18 protein-coding genes are annotated in these 19,192 nt (G+C 70.7%); 5 read left to right on the top strand and 13 right to left on the bottom strand.

Annotation, left to right across the window (positions count from 1 at the left end; genetic code table 11):
- The first annotated feature begins 240 nt into the window (after positions 1 to 240).
- Genes VFZ70_13220 through nth form a run of 3 tightly spaced genes read left to right on the top strand, consistent with a single transcriptional unit; the run spans position 241 to position 3,176 of the window.
- Positions 241 to 996: a response regulator transcription factor gene (locus VFZ70_13220; GenBank protein ID HEX6256759.1), complete on the top strand. Its 756-nt coding sequence runs from the start codon at positions 241 to 243 to the stop codon at positions 994 to 996.
- Between the two features lie 45 nt (positions 997 to 1,041).
- On the top strand, positions 1,042 to 2,394 hold the full coding sequence (locus VFZ70_13215) for a HAMP domain-containing sensor histidine kinase (protein HEX6256758.1): 1,353 nt from the start codon (positions 1,042 to 1,044) through the stop codon (positions 2,392 to 2,394).
- A gap of 59 nt (positions 2,395 to 2,453) precedes the next feature.
- On the top strand, positions 2,454 to 3,176 hold the full coding sequence (gene nth / locus VFZ70_13210; protein ID HEX6256757.1) for an endonuclease III: 723 nt from the start codon (positions 2,454 to 2,456) through the stop codon (positions 3,174 to 3,176).
- 62 nt (positions 3,177 to 3,238) lie between these two features.
- On the opposite strand, the gene VFZ70_13205 is transcribed toward nth, so the two are convergent.
- Genes VFZ70_13205 through VFZ70_13185 form a run of 5 tightly spaced genes read right to left on the bottom strand, consistent with a single transcriptional unit; the run spans position 3,239 to position 7,010 of the window.
- Positions 3,239 to 3,955, bottom strand: a complete 717-nt coding sequence (locus VFZ70_13205) for a hypothetical protein (GenBank protein ID HEX6256756.1) — start codon at positions 3,953 to 3,955, stop codon at positions 3,239 to 3,241.
- Positions 3,956 to 3,980: 25 nt separating this feature from the next.
- Positions 3,981 to 5,486: a potassium transporter TrkG gene (locus VFZ70_13200; GenBank protein ID HEX6256755.1), complete on the bottom strand. Its 1,506-nt coding sequence runs from the start codon at positions 5,484 to 5,486 to the stop codon at positions 3,981 to 3,983.
- A gap of 12 nt (positions 5,487 to 5,498) precedes the next feature.
- Complete coding sequence (locus VFZ70_13195; protein ID HEX6256754.1) at positions 5,499 to 5,654, bottom strand: hypothetical protein; 156 nt, start codon at positions 5,652 to 5,654, stop codon at positions 5,499 to 5,501.
- Between the two features lie 4 nt (positions 5,655 to 5,658).
- The gene (locus VFZ70_13190; GenBank protein HEX6256753.1) at positions 5,659 to 6,336 is read right to left on the bottom strand and encodes an NAD-binding protein; all 678 of its coding nucleotides are present in this window, start codon (positions 6,334 to 6,336) and stop codon (positions 5,659 to 5,661) included.
- Between the two features lie 2 nt (positions 6,337 to 6,338).
- Positions 6,339 to 7,010 carry a TrkA family potassium uptake protein gene (locus tag VFZ70_13185; protein HEX6256752.1) on the bottom strand — a complete coding sequence of 224 codons (672 nt, stop codon included), beginning with the start codon at positions 7,008 to 7,010 and terminating at the stop codon, positions 6,339 to 6,341.
- A gap of 265 nt (positions 7,011 to 7,275) precedes the next feature.
- Here VFZ70_13185 and VFZ70_13180 point away from each other — a divergent pair, with 265 nt between their 5' ends.
- Positions 7,276 to 8,262, top strand: a complete 987-nt coding sequence (locus VFZ70_13180) for a 4-hydroxy-3-methylbut-2-enyl diphosphate reductase (GenBank protein HEX6256751.1) — start codon at positions 7,276 to 7,278, stop codon at positions 8,260 to 8,262.
- Positions 8,263 to 8,363: 101 nt separating this feature from the next.
- Here VFZ70_13180 and VFZ70_13175 read toward each other — a convergent pair whose 3' ends face one another.
- The 8 genes from VFZ70_13175 to VFZ70_13140 all read right to left on the bottom strand — a co-directional run bounded on the left by VFZ70_13175 (position 8,364) and on the right by VFZ70_13140 (position 17,501).
- On the bottom strand, positions 8,364 to 8,651 hold the full coding sequence (locus VFZ70_13175) for a 4a-hydroxytetrahydrobiopterin dehydratase (GenBank protein ID HEX6256750.1): 288 nt from the start codon (positions 8,649 to 8,651) through the stop codon (positions 8,364 to 8,366).
- Between the two features lie 39 nt (positions 8,652 to 8,690).
- A complete protein-coding gene (locus VFZ70_13170) occupies positions 8,691 to 9,818 on the bottom strand; it encodes an HRDC domain-containing protein (GenBank protein HEX6256749.1) in 1,128 nt (375 codons plus the stop codon).
- A 3-nt stretch (positions 9,819 to 9,821) separates the two neighbouring features.
- Positions 9,822 to 10,460, bottom strand: coding sequence for a uracil phosphoribosyltransferase (upp, locus tag VFZ70_13165; protein ID HEX6256748.1), 639 nt, complete (start codon positions 10,458 to 10,460; stop codon positions 9,822 to 9,824).
- The gene (locus tag VFZ70_13160) at positions 10,453 to 12,003 is read right to left on the bottom strand and encodes an AMP-binding protein (protein HEX6256747.1); all 1,551 of its coding nucleotides are present in this window, start codon (positions 12,001 to 12,003) and stop codon (positions 10,453 to 10,455) included. Before VFZ70_13160 ends, upp begins: the two co-directional genes overlap by 8 nt.
- 102 nt (positions 12,004 to 12,105) lie before the next feature.
- Positions 12,106 to 13,353, bottom strand: a complete 1,248-nt coding sequence (locus VFZ70_13155; GenBank protein ID HEX6256746.1) for an ABC transporter permease — start codon at positions 13,351 to 13,353, stop codon at positions 12,106 to 12,108.
- Positions 13,354 to 13,474: 121 nt separating this feature from the next.
- Positions 13,475 to 14,758: an ABC transporter permease gene (locus VFZ70_13150; protein HEX6256745.1), complete on the bottom strand. Its 1,284-nt coding sequence runs from the start codon at positions 14,756 to 14,758 to the stop codon at positions 13,475 to 13,477.
- The gene (locus VFZ70_13145; protein ID HEX6256744.1) at positions 14,755 to 16,290 is read right to left on the bottom strand and encodes an ABC transporter ATP-binding protein; all 1,536 of its coding nucleotides are present in this window, start codon (positions 16,288 to 16,290) and stop codon (positions 14,755 to 14,757) included. The genes VFZ70_13150 and VFZ70_13145 overlap by 4 nt, the downstream gene beginning before the upstream one ends.
- Positions 16,291 to 16,358: 68 nt before the next feature.
- A complete protein-coding gene (locus VFZ70_13140) occupies positions 16,359 to 17,501 on the bottom strand; it encodes a BMP family ABC transporter substrate-binding protein (GenBank protein HEX6256743.1) in 1,143 nt (380 codons plus the stop codon).
- A gap of 211 nt (positions 17,502 to 17,712) precedes the next feature.
- Here VFZ70_13140 and pyk point away from each other — a divergent pair, with 211 nt between their 5' ends.
- Positions 17,713 to 19,155 carry a pyruvate kinase gene (gene pyk, locus VFZ70_13135; GenBank protein ID HEX6256742.1) on the top strand — a complete coding sequence of 481 codons (1,443 nt, stop codon included), beginning with the start codon at positions 17,713 to 17,715 and terminating at the stop codon, positions 19,153 to 19,155.
- Positions 19,156 to 19,192: the final 37 nt, after the last annotated feature.

Below are 19,192 nucleotides of genomic sequence, written 5' to 3'. Positions count from 1 at the left end.
GCCGGGCGGTCGGGTGTTGACGTCGGCGCATCCGATCCACTGATCCAGGAGTCCTGCCGGTCGGATCGCACCGCGCTACCGTGCAGGCGGTCGCGTCATGCGCTGTGGTCCACGTGGCGTCGCGGTTCGTGTGGGCGTCCGGCCCTCGTCACCGGACCTCTGCCTGCGTCCGTGGACGCGTCAGCGGGTACTGTTCCCGCGTTCGGTGTGAACACCTGGCCAACACCGAGGGAACACGGGATGAAATCAGACGACGCCCGGCGTCTGCCACCCAGGCGCCTGTCATCGGATCCATACAATCCCGAGCAGATGCCCAAGGTCATGGTGGTCGAGGACGAGCCGTCCCTCGTCGAGGCGCTGGAGTTCGCGCTGGCCGAGGAGGGCTTCCAGGTCGTGTCGACGGCCGACGGCAGGGAGTCCCTGTCGCTGTTCGCCCGCGAGCACCCGGACCTCGTGCTGCTCGACCTGATGCTGCCGTCGATGTCGGGCACCGAGGTCTGCAAGGAGATCCGCGCGACCAGCCAGGCGCCGATCATCATGCTGACGGCGCGCGACAGCGAGATCGACAAGGTGGTCGGGCTCGAGGTCGGCGCCGACGACTACGTCACCAAGCCCTTCTCGATGCGCGAGTTGACCGCGCGCGTCAAGGCCGTGCTGCGCCGCAGCGCCGATGCGCCCGCGGCCGAGACGTCCGGGGCGGTCGAGGTCGCCGGCGTGCGGGTCGACCGGGACCGCCACGAGGTCACCGTGCGCGGTGAGCCCGCGCAGCTTCCGCCGAAGGAGTTCGCGCTGCTCGAGCTGCTGGTGCGCAACGCCGGCCGGGTCCTCACGCGTGAGGTCCTCATCGACCGCATCTGGGGCGCGGACTACGTCGGAGACACCAAGACGCTCGACGTCCACATCAAGCGGTTGCGGGGCCGGATCGAGCGCGATCCGCATGATCCGGCGCACATCTACACTGTGCGAGGTGTGGGCTACAAGTTCCTCGACGGCTGACGTCGGCGACGCCGGGTCGTGGTGCAGACGCCACCGCGGAGCCTGATGGGCAGGATCGGCGACGGCGTCGCCCAGCATGGCGTCGGGGCGCCGGCGCTCGTGATCCTGACGCTGCTGATGGTGGTGGCGGCGGTCATCGGCGTGCAACTCGGCGCGCTCGTGCCTGCCATCGTCATCGCCGTGCTCCTCGCCTGCGCCGGCACGTGGCTGCTGTCGTCGATCGTCGCGGCCCATGCGCGCGTGCTCGCGCGTCGGGTCGATGCGGTCACCGAGGGCGGTGACGCGGCGCGGCAGGTCTTCGGCGGCCGCGAGGAGTGGCGCGAGCTGTCCGAGGCGGTCGACCGGGTCGTGTCCTCGCTGCACGCGCAGGCCGACCAGGTGGTCGAGGAGCGCGTCCGCAGCCAACGGTTGCTCGAGGAGCTCCCGTCTGCCGTTGTCCTGTTCGATGGCGAGGACCTCGTCTACGTCAACCGCGCCGCCGAGGCGATGTTCAGCATCCCCGGTCTGGCGGATCCCGAGGAGATGGCGAAGGCGTTCTCGGACCCACCCGCCAAGACGTTGCTCGACGCCGTCGAGGAGACGCGGACGATCGGCCGCACGATCGACGTCGAGGTCGAACGCGGGGACGCGGTGCTCGCCGCCCGGACGGCGACCGTCGGCTCGGGCGAGGTCGTGCTGGTCGTGCGCGACGTGACCCGCGCCCGCCGGTTGGCCGCGGTCCGGCGGGACTTCGTCGTGAACGCCTCCCATGAGCTGAAGACGCCGGTCGCGGGCATCCAGGCGCTCGCCGAGTCACTCGACCTGGCGCTGCGGCACAACCCCGCGCGCGCGACGCGGATGGTCGAACGCATCGAGCACGAGGCCGGCCGGCTTGCGCGGCTGGTCCGCGATCTGCTCGATCTCGCCCGCCTCGAGGAGAGCGACGAAGGCCACGAGCGCCGCCGCGTCGACCTGGTCGAGGTGGTCAACGCCCAGATCGATCGGGTGCACAACGCCGCGGCCGAGCAGCGCGTGACGGTGGCGACCGAGCTGCCGGACCGCTGCGACATCATCGCGACGCCCGGCGACGTGCGGTCGATCGTGGCGAACCTCATCGAGAACGCGGTGCGCTACAACCGGCCGGGCGGCAGCGTGACCGTGCGGCTGTGCCGGCGCGAGGCGATGGTGGTGCTCGAGGTGACCGACACCGGCGAGGGCATCGCCCCGGCCGAGCGTGAGCGCATCTTCGAGCGCTTCTACCGCATCGACAAGGCCCGCAGCCGCGCGGCCGGGGGGACCGGCCTCGGGCTCTCGCTCGTGCGGCACGCGACGGAACGGCTCGGCGGCACGCTGCAGCTCGACAGCGAACTGGGCGTCGGGTCGACGTTCCGCGTCGAGCTGCCGGTCGCGGCGGACTGATCTCTGGAGGCCCGCCCGGGTCGGGTGTGCCGCCGCCGGGAGACGTAGACTCCGCGACCATGCAGATCCCGGACGACGTCCACCGCGACAGCGGCAAGACCCGGCGCGCACCCGCGATGATCGAGGCGTTGATCGACGAGTACGAGGGCGGCGTGGTGGAGCTCGACTGGACGACGCCGTTCGAACTGCTGATCGCGACGATCCTGTCCGCGCAGTCCACGGACACCAAGGTGAACGAGGTCACGGCGGAGCTGTTCCGCAAGTATCCGGATCCGCAGTCCTACCTGGCCGTCGACGAGAACGAGCTGCAGGCCGACATCTACCAGACCGGGTTCTACCGCCAGAAGACCCGGGCGATCCGCGGGGTCTGCGCGGCGCTGCTCGAGCACTTCGACGGCGACGTGCCCGAGACGATGGCGGACCTGATCACCCTGCCGGGCGTCGCCCGCAAGACCGCCAACGTCGTGCAGAGCGCGGCCTTCCCGGACACCCACACCACGGATCCCGACGCCGGCGTCGCGGTGGACACCCACGTCAAGCGGCTCAGCCGCAGGTTCCGGTTCACGCGCCACGAGGACCCGGCCAGGATCGAGCGCGACCTCATGCGGCTGCTGCCCCGCGAGCAGTGGGGGCCCGCGAGCCTGTGCATCATCCTGCACGGTCGGCGCGTGTGCGACGCCCGGCGACCGCGGTGTGGTGACTGCGTGGTCGAGCCGCTGTGCCCGTCGTCGTTGATCGCGGGCAAGCGCGACAAGGCCGGCCAGGCGGTCGGCCTCGGCTGACGCGTGTCGGGAGCGTGGGCGGCGGGTCCCGGCTGGGCGGGGCAGGGTGCCACGCGTCCCGGTCAGCGGCGGGCGGCCACGACGCGCTCCGTGATCGTCAGACCGACAGCGACCAGCACCGCCAGCCAGGCGGCGATCCGGCGGTCGGTCAGTGGCGGATCGGGGAAGGGCTGTCCTTCGGCCACCAGCTGCGCGTCGTCGGCGCGGATGACCGCCACCTCGCCGGTCGCGTCGACGCGGTGGAAGATGCCGTTGACCTCGAGCACGTCCCCGCGCGTCTGGGGCCCGCCCACGCTGTTGACCCTCGCCGCTGCGTCGTGCGGCAGCAGCACCCCCACGCCGGCGTTGCCACCGCGGTAGTCCCGGTGGGCGGGCAGCGGGCCCAGCAGTTCGGCGTACACGTCGTCGTTGAGCTGGGTCCACACGCCGTCGCGGCGGTCCATGAGTGCACCGACGACCTCCCCGCGGTACACGACCCGGCGCCCGTCGAAGCTCTCGGGGCAGTCGTAGAGGTCGTTGCTGTCGACCTGGACCGGCGCTGACGGCTCGTCGTCCAGGTCGCGCTGCTGGCCCTCGCGCGGCGCCGGTTCGGGGCACAGCAGTTCGTCCCGCGGGTCCGCTCCCGCGAGCTCCTCTTCGGGGATGCCGCTGATGGGATCGTGGGGGTGGCGCAACAGCTCACCGGTCGCGATCACGGCGCCGAGCAGCGCCAACAGGGCGACCGTCGCGGCGAGGACCCGGCGGCGGGGGGCCGGCCGGCGGCGCGGTGACGTGCTCACCGGCGCGCTCGAAGCGGGTCGGGGCTCATACCCGGCCCCGCACGATCGCCAGCAGGTACCCGAACAGGGCGAACACCGCGATGAACTCCAGGCGGCCGATGACCATCTGTGCCGTGTAGACCACCTTCAGCGGCCACTCGAGGTCGGGCCGGACCAGTCCGACCGACAGGCCTCCCGAGGACGCGGCCGCGGTGCTCTCGAACAGCGCCAACTGCAGCTCGTAGCCGTAGAACAGGCCGAGCAGCCCACCTGCGAAGTACAGCACCAGCCACAGCAGGAGGATCGTCGCGGCGGCACGCACCTGCACGTCGGTCAACGTCTTGCGGGTGCTCGAGTGGAAGGTGGTCACGACGACGGCGTCCTCGGGCAGCAGCACCTTCTGCACGTCCCGCAGGACGGCCTTGATGATCAGGCCGATCCGCAGGGCCTTGATGCCACCGGCGGTCGAGCCGGCCATGCCGCCGAACGCCATCGCCGCGACCAGCACGGCCGGCGCCAGCACACCCCAGTCGGTCACGTACAGCCGACCCGGTACGGTGGCCAGCCCCGTCGTGGTGTGCGCGCTGACCAGGTGGAAGAAGCCCTGACGCATCAGCACACCGAAGTCGGTGAACGTACCGGTGCGACCGAGGCCGACCGCCAGGATGGCGAACATCACCAGCGTCGACGCCGCGATCGTGCGGGTCTCGATGTTGCGGGCCAGCTCCGAGCGGCGTCCGAGCCACAGCTGGTAGTGCAACGCGAAGCTGAACGCGCCCGCCGTCATGATCGGCAGCAGCACCAGTTCGACGTACGGCGACCGGTAGAAGGCGACGCTCGACGACTGGGTCGCGAAACCCCCCGTATCGAAGGCCGCCATGAACAGGTTCGCCCCGTGGTACAGGGCAGTCGCGGGCGCGAGCCCGGCCGCGAGCAGGGCGATCCACAGCAGCGCGGTGCCGATGAGGAAGTAGGTGAGTGCGACCCGCCAGATGAACCGTGAGGTGCGGATCACGTTCGGCAGGATCTTCTCCTCGCGCCCCTCGCCCGTGTACAGGTAGCCGATCCGGCCACCGGCGCTCGCGAGGATCGTGAGCACGACGACGACGATGCCCTGCCCACCGACGAACTGCATGAAGTGGCGCCACAGGTTGACGCTGCGGGCCATGTGGTCCAGGTCGTTGGCCAGCGTCAACCCGATGGTGGCGAAGCCGCTCATCGCCTCGAAGTACGCGTCGAGGTACGACGCGTAGTGTCCCGACAGCAGCAGCGGCAGCCCGGCGAAGATCGGCGCGATCAGCCAGGACAGCGCGACCGTGGCCAGCCCGTGGCTGGTCGACATCGGCTCGCGGGTGTACAGCGTCAGTTCGGTCGTCCGCCCCGCGGCGATCGCCAGGCCGGCACCGAGTAGGAAGGCGTACAGCTCGTTGCGCTCGCCGAGGGCCAGTGCCATCGCCGCGGGCACCAGCATGGCCAGGCCGACGCCGAACAGCACCTTGCCGGTGTAGAAGCCGATCAGGCTGAAGTCGCGGCGGTCGGGGCGGAACAGCATGCGTGAACCGGCTCAGTAGATCAGCGCGACGACGAGGGCGATGCCGGCACAGACCGCGCCCACCGCGACCGTGGCCAGCGCGACCGACGCGATGCCGAGCAGCCCGCCGTGGAAGGGGGAGCGGCGCCAGCGGTCGCGCAGCAACCGCACCGGTGGTCGACGGGCCATCGCCCTACTCCCGACCGTCGTCGAGGACCGCGGCGCGCAGCTCGTCCTCGAACTCCGGCGTGGTCAGCGCGATGACCTGGTCACCGGCGAGCAGCCGGGTGTCACCTCGCGGGATGACGATCTCGTCGACACCGTCGACCAGACGGAAGATGCACACGAGCACCGACTCGCGCGGCAGCGAGAGATCGACAACCGAGCGCGCGGTGTAGTTCCCGGTCGGCGGCAGGTCGATCTCGACGAGGTTGACCTTGCCCGCACGCAGCGTGTACAGGTGGATCAGCTCGCCGACCGTCAGCTCCTCGCGGATCAACCGCGAGATCAGCGAGGTCGTCGAGACAGCCTCGATGTTCATGCGGTCGAAGATCTCCTCGTTGTGCGGCGCGTTGACCCGCGCGATGGCACGCGGTACCGCGAACGATGCGAGCGCCAGCTGGCACGCGACGAAGTTGTCGTCGTCGTCGTGGGTCGTCGCGACGAAGACGTCCGCCCGCTCGAGGCGGGCCTGTTCGAGATAGCGCACCTCGCACGCGTCGCCGTGGATGACCAGCAGATCGTGGTCGCGCAGCAGCTCCTCGCAGCGATCCTCGATCAGCTCGATGATCGTCACCTCGTGGTGGTCCGCCAGCAGATCGACGGCGATCGACCGCCCCACCTTGCCGCCACCGGCGATCACGATGTACACGGCTACACCCGCCTCGATGTCGCGGGGCTGGTCAGCAGCCCCCGGGCCCGCCGGCCGGGGCGACCGCCGCGGATGGCCGCCACCAGCAGGTCGTCGTGGACGAGCTTGTCACGGCCGGCTGGGATGCGCGTGCGCCCGTCGCGCTCGATCGCCGCGACACGCAGGTCGCCGCGATTCTGCAGCTCGCTGACCGTCATGCCATGCGCCTTCCGGGTGACCACCAGCTCGACCACGTCGATGCCACCCTCGCTGAAGCCGACGTGCGGCGGAAACGTGTCGATGTCCAGCTGCTTCACGATCGCGCGGGCGACCAGTCGTGTGCCCGAGACATAGGACACGCCCATCTTGCGGTACGACTCCTCCCGCTGCGGGTTGAACAGGCGCGCGACCGTGACCTTGACGGCGAACAGCTCCCGCGCGATCTGGACGGCCATCAGGTTCGCGTTGTCGAGATCGGTGACCGCCGCGAGCGCGTCGGCGCGCTCGATGCCCGCACGCTGCAGGGTGTCCTTGTTGATGATGTCGCCCATCAACGTCTCGCCGTTGAAGGCGCTGCCGATCCGGTCGAACGACTCCGGGTCGGTGTCGATGACGACGACGTCGTGCTCGTCACGTGCCAGCTGATCCGCGAGCTGGGCGCCGACGCGCCCGCAGCCGCCGATGATCACGTGCATGCGGTGTCGTCTCCTGTCGCGCCGGACGCGGACGTCGTCGATGATGGCCCGTGATCCGCGAAAGGGCAACGCGGGCGGGCGTGCGTCGGCGGGACGCTCGACGCCTGTCAGGCGGCGTCACCGAGCAGCCATGGGTTCCTGCACGGCTTCGGCCGGTCCGCCGCGTGTTCGTGGAACCAGGCTCCGCGAAGTATGCCACCGTGCCGGACCAACCGACCCGCGGCACCCACCCACCGCGCGCCGCGACCGGCGATAGGGTGGCGGTGTGACCCCCACCCACACCGAACCCACGATCGACACGCCACGAACCGTGCTCCTCGCGGCCCCGCGCGGGTTCTGCGCCGGCGTCGAGCGGGCGATCCGAATCGTCGAGTTGGCGCTGGAGGCCAACGGACCGCCCGTGTACGTGCGCCACGCCATCGTCCACAACACCCACGTCGTCGCCGATCTCGAGGCCCGCGGCGCCGTGTTCGTCGAGGACGAGACCGAGGTGCCCGAGGGCGCCCTCGTGGTGTTCAGCGCCCACGGCGTGCCGCCGGACGTGCGTGAGCGCAGCGCCGCGCGCGGGCTCCAGATGCTCGACGCGACGTGCCCGCTGGTCACCAAGGTGCACTACGAAGCGCGGGAGTACGCCGAGCGCGACTACGACATCGTGCTGATCGGCCACGCCGGCCATCAGGAGGTCGTCGGCACGATGGGTCACGCGCCGGACGCGATGCACCTGGTCGAGACGCCCGAGGACGTGGCGCAGCTCGACCTGCCCGATCCCGACAGGGTGGCCTACATCTCGCAGACCACCCTGTCCGTCGACGACGCCGACCGGGTGATCGCCGCGCTGCGCGAGCGGTACCCGAACGCGCGTGGGCCTCGCGGCGATGACATCTGCTACGCCACGCAGAACCGACAGGACGCCACGCGTGTGCTCGCGGAGCGCACGGACCTCGTGCTGGTGGTCGGATCCGACACGTCGTCGAACTCCAAGCGCATGGTCGAGGTGGCGCTCGAGCGCGGGGCACCCGCTGCGCGCCTGATCGACGACGCCCGGTCGCTCGACCCGACCTGGCTCGAGGGCGTGGACACGGTCGGGCTCACGTCCGGCGCCAGCGCACCCGAGGTACTGGTCGACGAGGTGATCGCCGCGTTGATGGCTCAGCCGCGCGGCGCATCCGTGGAGACGCTCGACGTCGTCGACGAGCAGATGCACTTCGCGCTGCCGGCGTCACTGCGCAGGCTGCAGCTCGCGTCGAGCTGACGGCGCGGGCCGGGCGGGTGGGCGGCCACAGCTGTCGACCCGCACCGCGGTTGCCGCCCGTCGGTCGCGACGTCGCCCGAGCCTGGCCGGACGGGACGCCGCTAGACCGACAAGCCGTCGATCTCGCGTGCCTGTGTGATGTCGTCCTGTGTGACGCCGCCCGCCGAGTGCGTGATGAAGGTGACCGTGACCGTGTCCCAGCTGATGGTCAGGTCGGGGTGGTGACCGGCCTGCTCGGCGTGATCGGCGACGTCGTTGACGAAGGCGATCGATCCGGCGAAGTCGTCGAAGGTGTAGGACTTGGAGATCCCGTCCTTGACCGTCCCCTCCCATCCATCCAGGCGGTCCAGCTCGTGATGCAGGGCGTCCGGGTTCAACACGTTGGCCATTGACGAAGATCCTCTGTTCTCGTTCGCTGCCGCGTGGGGTCAGGTGGTCGGTGTTCCCGTGTCGGCGTCAGTCAACGCCTCGGTGAAGGTCGCGGCCAGCAACGACCACTGCCACGGCCGCAGTTCGAGCGCATCACGCAGCTCCGCCGGCGTCTGCGCACGGCGCGCGACGGCCTGCTCCAACGCGCGGTTGGGGCACAGCACGCCAGGGTCGATGCCGACGTCCTGCGCGACGACCGATCGCCGTGCCCGCAGATCGTCGACCAACGCCCGCTCGCGGTCGTCGAAGCGTCGCGGGTGGGGGCGTGTGGCTGGTGCCGGTGTCGCGTCCCGCAGCGCGCGGAGCAGCTGCGAGCCGAACCGCCGCGCCGATTGGCGACGCACGCCGGCACGGCGCAGCTGGCGCTCGTCGTCAACCGGCTCGGCCGCGAGATCGAGCAGCACGCGATCGCTGACGATGCGGTTCGGGGCGGTGTCGGTGTCGCGTGCCAGTGTCTCGCGGGTCTGCCACAGCGCACGTGCGCGCGTCTGGGCGCGGCCGTCGAGCCGCCCGACGCCGCGCATGCGGGTCCACGCCCGCCGCTCTTCGATCGGCGGCTGGTCCCGAAGGGCGTCGCGCTCCTGGGCGTACCACTCGAGCCGGCCCTCGTCGGCGAGCCGCCGGTGCAGCGTGCGCCACAGCCGGGGCAGGTCGGCGACGTCGGCCGCCGCGTACGCCAGCATGTCGTCGGTCAGCGGGCGTCTGGCCCAGTCGGCACGCTGCATGCGCTGCTTGTCGCCGTCGAAGTGCACGTCGAGGATGTCGGCGAGCAGCGTCTCCAGCCCGGTCGGCAGGCCGAGCATCGCGGCCGCGACCGCCGTGTCCTCGATGTCACCGACGGCGATGCCGACGCTGGCCAGCGGCGCGATGTCGTTGTCCATTGCGTGCAGCACGACCGTGCGCTGGGACAGGTAGGCGTCGAGGACGGACATGTCCAACGTCGCCAGGGGATCCGCAAGCACGACGACGCCGTCGGCGCCCAGCTGGATGAGTGCCGGGCGTCGCCAGTAGCGGTGGGCGTCGGCGCGTTCGACGTCGACCCCGACGACCGGCGGGTCCCCGAGCGCGTCGAGCGCCGAAGCCAGCTCGGCCGGGGTGGCCGCGAGCAGACGGGTGTCGACCGGCACGGGTCAGGCGTCGAACGTGCCGAACAGCCGGTCACCGAAGTCGCCCAGCCCGGGCACGATGTAGCCGACGTCGTTCAGGCAGTCGTCGAGCCCGGCCGTCACGATGCGCAGATCGGGATGATCGCCGGTCAGGCGCTCGACGCCCTCCGGCGCGGCGACCACACACACCAGCGTCTGGTTGACCGCGCCGCGGTCGCGCAGCAGGCTCGCGGCGAAGCTGGCCGAGCCGCCGGTCGCCAGCATCGGGTCCAGCAGCAGAACGGGGCGGTCGTCCAGCGGCGGGACCTTGAGGTAGTACGACGACGGCCGCAGCGTCTGCTCGTCGCGTTCCAGACCCACGTAGCCGACCTGCACGTCCGGCAGCAGGCCGGTCACCGCGGTGAGCAGGCCGAGGCCGGCCCGCAGGATCGGCACGGCGATCACGTTGCCCGCCAACCGGTCGACCTCGGTGTCGGCCAGCGGGGTGCGGATCGTCGCCGTCGCCGTCGGCAGATCGCGCGTCGCCTCGAGCACCAGCACCGACGCCAGCCGCTGGGTCAGGTAGCGGAACCGCTCCGGCTCCGTGGTCTCGTCGCGCAGACCCGCGAGCAGGTGACGGGCGAGCGGGTGGTCCACCACCCGCAGGTTGGGGTGCTCACGCATCGCGCATCCGCTCGATGAGCTCGCGCCGCAGGATCTTGCCGGACGCTGACTTGGGGATCTCGTCGACCATCTCGATGCCGCGGAGCTTCTTGTAGGGCGCGACGCGCTCGGCGACCCAGGCCAGCACCGCGTCCGGCTCCAGCCCGTCGGCCACGACGAACGCGACCGGGATCTCGCCGGCCTCCTCGTCGGGACGGCCGACCACGGCGGCGTCGGAGATGTCGGGGTGTTCCAGCAGCAACGCCTCGAGCTCGGCCGGCGGCACCTGGAAGCCCTTGTACTTGATCAGCTCCTTGACCCGGTCGACGATCGAGAAGTACCCCTCGTCGTCGACGACGGCGATGTCGCCGGTGTGTAGCCAGCCGTCCGGATCGATCATCGCGTCGGTGGCGGACTGGTTGTTGAGGTAGCCCTTCATGATCTGCGGCCCCCGCACGCACAGCTCGCCGCGGTCGCCGGCCGCGACCTCCTCGTCGGAGTCGAGATCCACGATCCTGGCTTCGGTGCTGGGCAGCAGGACACCGACGGTGCCCGGCTTGTTGCGCTCGATCGGGTTCACGTGGGTCACCGGGCTCGTCTCGGTCAGGCCGTAGCCCTGCAGCACCGTGCAGCCCAGGCGCTCGGCGGCGGCCTCGGCCAGATCGGCCGACAGGGGCGCGGCGCCCGACATGACGAACCGCACGGACGACAGGTCGTAGTCGTCGACGACCGGCTGCTTGGCCAGGGCCAGGACGATCGGCGGGACCGCGTAGCACTGGGTGATCTCGTGCTCGGCGTGCAGTTCGAGGAACTGCTGGAGGTCGAAGCGCGGCATCGTCACGACGGTCGCGCCGTTGCGCAGGGCGAGGTTCATGATCACGGTCATGCCGTAGATGTGGAAGAACGGCAGCACACCGATCACCACGTCGTCCGCGGACGTCTCGAGCAGCGCCTCGGACTGCAGCACGTTGGCGACGAGGTTGCGGTGGGTCAGCATGACGCCCTTGGGCAGGCCGGTCGTCCCGCTGGAGAACGGCAGGACCACCAGGTCCTCAGCCGCGTCGATGTCCACGTCAGGTGCGGAGGAGGGGTCGCCCATCAGCTCGCTGAACGGCGTGGCGCCGTCGGCCTCGCCGAACACGAAGACGGTCTCGACCTCCGCCTCGTCGGCCGCCTGCCGGGCCGTCTCGACGAACGGTGGCGCGGTCAGCAGGAACCGGGCGTCCGCGTCGCTGAGCTGGCGTGTCAGCTCCTTCGTGGTCGCGGTGGGATTCACCGTCGTCACGGTCCCGCCGGCCCGTGCGATCCCGTGGAACGCCAGTGCATACTCCGGCAGGTTCGGGCTGAAGATCCCCACGACGCCGCCCGGTTCCAGCCCGCGCGCCGCCAGGCCGGCCGCCAACGCCTCGACGCCCCGGGTGAGCTCGCCGTAGGTGATCGTCCGGCCGGACGGGCCGTCGATCAGTGCCGGCTTGTCGGCCCGGGCGTCAGCGTGCTCGAAGATGAACGCGTGCAGGGGCAGGTCGGGGATCTCGAGGTCGGACAACGGGCTGCGCAGTACCATCAGCGGCTCCTTGGCGGTGGCGAGGCTGGTGCAACCTGGGTGACGACGACCCTCGCCGCCGTGTCGGTGGCGTAGGGCCGTCGTTCCCGTTGGGCACCGACGTCACTCCTTGACGTACGGCTGGCCGTCCGCGGCAGGCATGCGCAGCCGGCCGACGAACCCCGCGACGACGACGATCGTCACGATGTAGGGCACCATCAGCAGGACGGTGGACGGCACGCCGACGTCGAGGATGGTCAGCGACGTCGCGACCTCCCCGGCGAAGCCGAACACGAGCGCGGCGCCGAAGGCACCGTAGGGCTGGTACCGGCCCACCAGCATGGCTGCCAGCGCGATGAAGCCGAGCCCGGCCGACATCCCCGGGCTGAACTGACCTGCGGAGTCCAGGGTGAACCATCCGCCACCGATGCCCGCCAGCGCACCGCCCAGCATCACCGCCCGGTAACGGGTCGCGAGCACGTTGATGCCGACCGTGTCAGCCGCCTTCGGGTGTTCACCGACCGACCGCAGCCGCAGCCCCCAGCGGCTCTGGAAGAGCGCCCACTGCAGGATCGGCACGGCGAGCAGCATGATGTAGACCGGCACGGTCTGGCGGAACACCAGCGGTCCGAGGATCGGGATGTCGCTCAGCAGCGGGATGTCGAGCCGGGAGAACCCGGTCGGCTGGTTCAGCTCGGGCGACGGCTGGAGCAACTGCTGGTTGAGGAACGACGTCAGGCCGGTCGCGAACACGATGAGCACGACGCCGACGACGATCTGGTCGGCGCGGAAGCGGATCGAGAGCAGCGCGAGCAGACCGCCGACGGCCACGCCGGCCAGGATGCCGCCACCGAGGCCGATGACGGCGCTCGAGGTGATGCTGCCGACCACGGCGGCCGTGAACGCGGCGAACAGGAACTGGGCCTCGATCGCGATGTTGATGACGCCCGACCGCTCGCAGACCAGTCCGCACATCGCGCCGAGCGCGAGCGGGACGGATCCGCTGAGGGTGTTCTGGAACAGTCCGAGCAGCGGGAGCGTCGCGTCACGCGCCGCCCAGGCCAGGAACGCCAGGGTGAACAGCGCGGCACTCACACCGACCGCGGTGGCGGCACGGTCACCGAAGCCACGGAGCAGTTGGACCGTGCCCACCGCCGCGACGATCACGGCGAGCACGGCGGCGGTGAGGCCGACCGGAACCTGCACCTCCGCGAGGAAGGTCGCGCCCCGGCCGGCGAGGTCGAACGTGGCGATGGCGCCGGCGCCGTTCGCCGCGAACACCGCGCCCATCACGGCGGCGAACACCAGGGAGACGATGCCGAAGCGCCGCTCGCGTCGCTGCTGCTCGGGCGTGCGCACCGCCGTGCTCACCGCCCCACCTCCTCGCTGACGCGAGCAGCCGGTCCAGTGACCGCTGACGCGCTCACCGCCCGACCTCCTCGCTCGCGCGAGCAGGTCGCCCCCCAGGCCGGTCCAGTGACCGCTGACGCGCTCACTGGCCCCACCCCGACGCGATGTCGGTCCCGGCCGTCGTGTCCGGCTGGATGCGGAACATCGCCTGCACCAGCGCCGGCGCTGCGATGAACAACACGATGAGTGCCTGGATCACGCTGACGAGGTCGAGCGACGTGCCCGTCTGTGCCTGCATCAGGCGTCCACCGGCCTCCAGGGCACCGAACAACAGGCCCGCGAACACGGTGCCGCCCACGCCACCGCGACCGAGCAGCGCGACGGTGATGCCGTCGAAGCCGCGACCGCCGCCGAGACCGGCGCTGATGCGGCCGTCCACACCGAGGACCTGCGACGTGCCACCGAGGCCGGCCGCGATGCCGCCCACGAGCATGGCGATCGTGACGGTGGTCGCCACGTTCATGCCGGCGGAGCGGGCGGCCTCGGGGTTCAAGCCCACTGCGGTCAGCTCGAACCCGCGGGTCGAGCGTTCGAGCAGCCACCACAGCACGAGCGCGAGGAGGAACGCGACGATGATGCCCGCGTTGACGCGCCGTCCGGCGCCGGCAAGGCGTGGCAGCGTGGCCGAGTCGAGCATACCCCGCGAGAGCGGGTCGTCACGACCGATCGGCTGTACCGCGTCCAGCGACAGCATGTACTCCACGCCGAGGATCGCCACGTTGTTCAACATGATCGTCGTGATGACCTCGTGGGCGCCCGTCCGGGCCTTGAGGACGCCGGGGATCCAGCCCCACAGTGCACCGCCCACGATGCCGGCGAGGACGGCGAGGGGCAGGTGCACCACGAGCGGTAGCCCGGTGATCGCGAACCCGACGTAGCCGGCGAATGCCCCGCCTGCCAGGAACTGGCCCTCACCGCCGATGTTGAACAACCCGGCGCGCAACGGCACGGCGACCGCCAGCCCGGTCAGGATCAGCGGTGTCGCCGCGGTGATCGTCTCCGACAACTGGTTGGCGCCACCGAAGGCGCCGCGCAGCAGCGCGGCGTACACATCCCAGACGCTCTCCTTGAGCGCCGCGAAGGTGTCCGCCGGTTGGGCGAAGAAGTAGCCCAGTGCCTCGCGGGTCTCCTCCGAGGCCAGCGCGAGGATGATTGCACCGACGACGAGCGCGGCGACGATGGCCAGCACCGTGGTCAGCACGGTGGTCGCCGACAGCGCCGCGAGGAACCGTTGGCCCACGGACGCGCCGACGTCGACGGCGTGACCCCGCTCCTCCTCCCGGGCCGCAGCCTCGCGCCGCTCTTCTTCGGCGTCGGTCGATGCCCCGCTGTCGGGGACCGGGTCCCGTCCGGCGGGCGTCGTCATGCCGCGTCCCCGTCGTGCACGCCCTGCTCGGTGTCGCCGCCGGCCATCAGCAACCCGATCCGATCCTTGTCCACCGGGGCGTCGAACGGTCCGAACAACCGCCCGCGGAACATGACAGCGACGCGGTCGCCGAGCGCGAGCACCTCGTCGAGCTCGGAGGAGACGATGACGACGGCGGTGCCCTCATCGCGCTTCGCCACGAGCTGCTGATGGATGTACTCGATTGCGCCGACGTCGACGCCCCGCGTGGGCTGCGCCGCGACGAGCAGCTCGATCGGGCGGTCGAACTCCCGCGCGACCACCGTCTTCTGCTGGTTGCCGCCCGACAGCGCGGCCGCCGCCGTGTGGATCGACGGCGTGCGGATGTCGTAGGCCTCGACGAGCTCGGACGCGTGCGAGGCTATCGTGGCGAACTGCAGCCGGGGGCCGGCGGCGAAGGGCTCGGCGTCCCAGCGGTTCAGCACGAGGTTCTCCGCGACCGAGAACGCGCCGACCAGACCTGTGCGGTTGCGGTCCTCGGGCACGTGGCCAACCCCGCCGCGGATGAAGTCCTTGCGCGACAGCCCGAGCATCTCCCGGCCGTTGAGCTTGACCGAGCCCTCAGTGGACTCGTCGGCCAGTCCTGTCAGCGCCCGCACCAGCTCGGTCTGTCCGTTGCCCTCGACGCCGGCGATCGCGACGATCTCGCGAGCCCGGACATCGAGGTTCACGTCGTCGATGACGGCCGCGCCCGCGCTGTTGCGGACGGTGAGGCCACGCACCGACAGCGCGACGTCGCCCGATGACGCCTCGGTGCGCGACACGACCAGGCTCACCGGTCGACCGACCATGAGCTCGGCGAGCTCGGCGTCGTCGGCCTGCCTCGGGTCCGCCGTGCCGACGACCCTTCCGCGACGCAGCACGCTCACCCGGTCGACGAGCTCGCGGTGCTCGCGCAGCTTGTGCGAGATGAAGATGACCGAGCGGCCGGTGGTGACGAGTCCCCGCGCGGCGTCGAACAGCTCGTCGGTCTCCTGGGGTGTGAGCACGGCCGTCGGCTCGTCGAGGATCAGCAGTTGGGCGTCGCGGTGCAGTGCCTTGAGGATCTCGACGCGCTGCTGCACGCCGACGGGCAGGTCCTCGACGATGGCGTTGGGATCGACCGGCAGGCCGAACTCCTCGGACAGCCGCCGCACGTCCTCCGCGGCGCGCCGTCGGTCGAGCACGCCCGGGCCCTTCGTGGGTTCCGTCCCCAGGGCGACGTTCTCGGCGACGGTGAAGACGGGGACGAGCATGAAGTGCTGGTGCACCATGCCGATGCCGGCGGCGATCGCATCGCCGGGACCCTCGAACGACACTGGTTCGCCGTCGATCAGGATCTCACCCTCGTCGGCGTGGTACAGGCCGTAGAGGATGTTCATCAGTGTCGACTTGCCGGCGCCGTTCTCCCCGAGCAGCCCGTGGATCTCGCCCGGTTCAACGGTCAGGTCGACGTGGTCGTTGGCGACCACGCCGGGGAACCGCTTCGTGATGCCGCGCAGTTCCAGCTTCACCGTGCGCTCCTCGTGGCCACCGGGAGGGCCGGCTCGTCAGCCAGGCCCTCCCGGCGCCGAGTGGACCGTCAGCCCTCGTAGTCCGCGGACGAGACGGAGACGTCGCCCGCGATGATGCCCTCGCGCAGCGTGTCGAGCTCGGACTTCAGCTCGTCGGGGACCTCGTCCTCGAAGTCGTGGAAGGGTGCGATCGCCACGCCGTCGTTCTCGAGCGTGCCCACGTAGAGGCCGCCCTCGAAGCTGCCGTCGATCGCGGTGGCGATGGTGTCGAAGACCGCGACGTCCATGTTCTTCACGACCGACGTCAGCATCAGGTCGGAGAACTGCGACGCGGACTCGTAGCCGTCCGTGTCGACCCAGATCAGGCTGCCCTCCCCGGCGTCCTCGAGCGCCGCGGCGGAGCCGAGCCCCACCGGACCGGCGACCGGCATGATGATGTCGGCGTCGCGCTGTATCAGCTGTTCGGTCAGCTGGCGGCCGTCGTCCTGGCTCTCGAAGTTGCCGGTGAACAGGCCGTCGCTGCCGTCCCAGCCGATGACCTCGACGTCCGTCCCCTTCTCGGCGTTGTGATGGCGCACGCCTGCCAGGAACCCGTCCATGAAGATGGTCACGGTGGGGATGTTCAACCCCCCGTAGGTGCCCACGGTCCCGGTCTCGGTCATGCCCGCCGCCAGGTAGCCGGCCAGGAACGCGGCCTGGTCGGTGGCGAACGTCAGCTCGCGGACGTTGTCGATGGTGACGTCCTCGGTCGCCTCGGTGTCGAAGAAGTCGAAGTCGACGATCGCGAAGTTGACGTCCGGGTTCGCCTCGGCGGCGGCCTGCGTCGCCTCGCCGAGCAGGAAGCCGACGGTCACGATCAGGTCGCAGCCCTGATCGACGAACGTGTTGATGTTGGGCTCGAAGTCGGCGTCGGACTCGGACTCGAGCACGCTGGTGCTGATGCCGAACTCGGACTCCGCGTCCTGCAGGCCCTTGAAGGCCGTCTGGTTGAACGAGCGGTCGTCGACGCCGCCGGTGTCGGTCACCTGGCAGGCGCTGAAGTCGGTCGCCTGCGCGGTGTCGCCGTCCGACTCGCTCGCGTCCGGCGCCTCACTCGACGCGGTGTCCCCGCCGCCCGCGTCGTCGGTCGTCTCCTCCGCCGGAGCGTCACCACATGCGGCCACAAGCATGGCCAAGGCGAACAACACCGCCAGCAACTTCGATGTGCGCATCGAGATCCCTTTCGTAGCAGCGCGCGTGCGCCCGCGGGCCACCCAGGGTGCGGCGCCGGCGCGCGGGCGGTCGTTCTCGGCGTGTGGGTTCGCGGGCGGATGGGCAGACCAACCGTGACCGCGTGCAGCGATCGTACTCTAGGCGTAGTAGCGCGGGCCACGCAATGCGCCGTCGGGCGGTGTGACGAGGACGTGAAAGGACGGCTGGCACGTGCGGAAGACGAAGATCGTCGCCACGTTGGGTCCGGCGCTCGACGACAGGGACAAGTTGCGCGCCGCGCTGGAGGCGGGCATCGATGTCGTGCGACTGAACTTCAGCCACGGCGATCACGACACGCACGCGCGTCGGCTGCGCGACGTCCGCGAGATGTCCACCCATCTCGAGCGCAACATCGGTGTCCTGGCTGACCTGCAGGGGCCCAAGATCCGTCTCGGGCTCCTGCCCGACGACGGCATCGAGCTCGCCGACGGCAGCGAGGTCACGCTGGTGCCAGGCGCGGAGGAGCTCGACGAGTACACCAGCGAGGGGCAGGTCGAGCTCCCGGTCGTCTACGAGGCGCTCGGCGACGACTGCGATCCGGGCTCGATGATCCTGATCGACGACGGCTCGATCCGTCTGGTCGTGTCCCGCGCGTCGCACGAGGAGGTCGTCGCCCGCGTCGTCGCCGGCAACGTCGCGAAGAGCCGCAAGGGCGTCAACCTGCCCGGCGTCCGGGTCTCGGCGCCGAGCCTGACCGCGAAGGACGAGGAGGACCTCAAGGTCGCCGTCGAGCTCGGCGCCGACTGGATGGCGTTGTCCTTCGTGCGACGCCCGGAGGATGTCGAGCGGACCCGCAGGCAGATCAAGGAACACGGCGGCGAGGCGCCGGTGGTGTCCAAGCTGGAGCGCCCCGAGGCCATCGACGACCTCGAGAGGATCGTCGCTGCGAGCGACGCGGTGATGGTGGCGCGCGGTGACCTGGGGGTCGAGATCGGCGCCGAACGGGTGCCGGCGATCCAGAAGCAGATCATCGACGAGGCCAACATGCTGGCCAAGCCGGTGGTGACCGCGACCGAGATGCTCGACAGCATGATCAACTCGCCCCGGCCGACCCGCGCAGAGGCCAGCGACATCGCCAACGCGATCTTCGACGGTACCGACGCCGTCATGCTGTCGGGCGAGACCGCGGCCGGGCGGTACCCGGTCGAGGCTGTCCGCACCATGGCGCGGATCTGCGAGGTCGCCGAGACGTCGCCCCACCTGGTCGGTGACATCGAGCACGCGCCGGCGGCTGCCGACGACATCGGCAACGTCGTCGCCAGGGCGGCCGTCACCGTCGCGCGCGACGTCGAAGCCACTGCGCTGGCGGTCTACTCGATCTCCGGTGCGTCTATCCAGCTGGTCAGCAAGTTCCGCCCACCGGTCCGTCTCGTCGGCCTGACGCCGCAGGACACGGCCCGGCGCCGCACCGCTCTGATGTGGGGTGCCGAGGCCCTGCTGGTGCCCATGAAGGGCGAGAGCCTCGACCTGATCAGTTCCGCCGAGCGCGTGCTGGTCGACGGCGGCATCGCGTCCCACGGCGACCGCGTGGTGATCGTGTCAGGGACCGCGGGATCGTCGGGCGGCACCAACCGGATCTACGTGCACCGCATCGGTGACCCGCTGCAACGGTAGGAGCCCCGGCATGGCGGGCCTGTACCCGGCGGACGCC

This window comes from Euzebyales bacterium (genome assembly GCA_036374135.1).
GTDB lineage: Bacteria > Actinomycetota > Nitriliruptoria > Euzebyales > JAHELV01 > JAHELV01.
The sequence above is the reverse complement of the archived record's forward strand: the minus strand, read 5'-3'. Positions and strand labels throughout refer to the sequence as shown.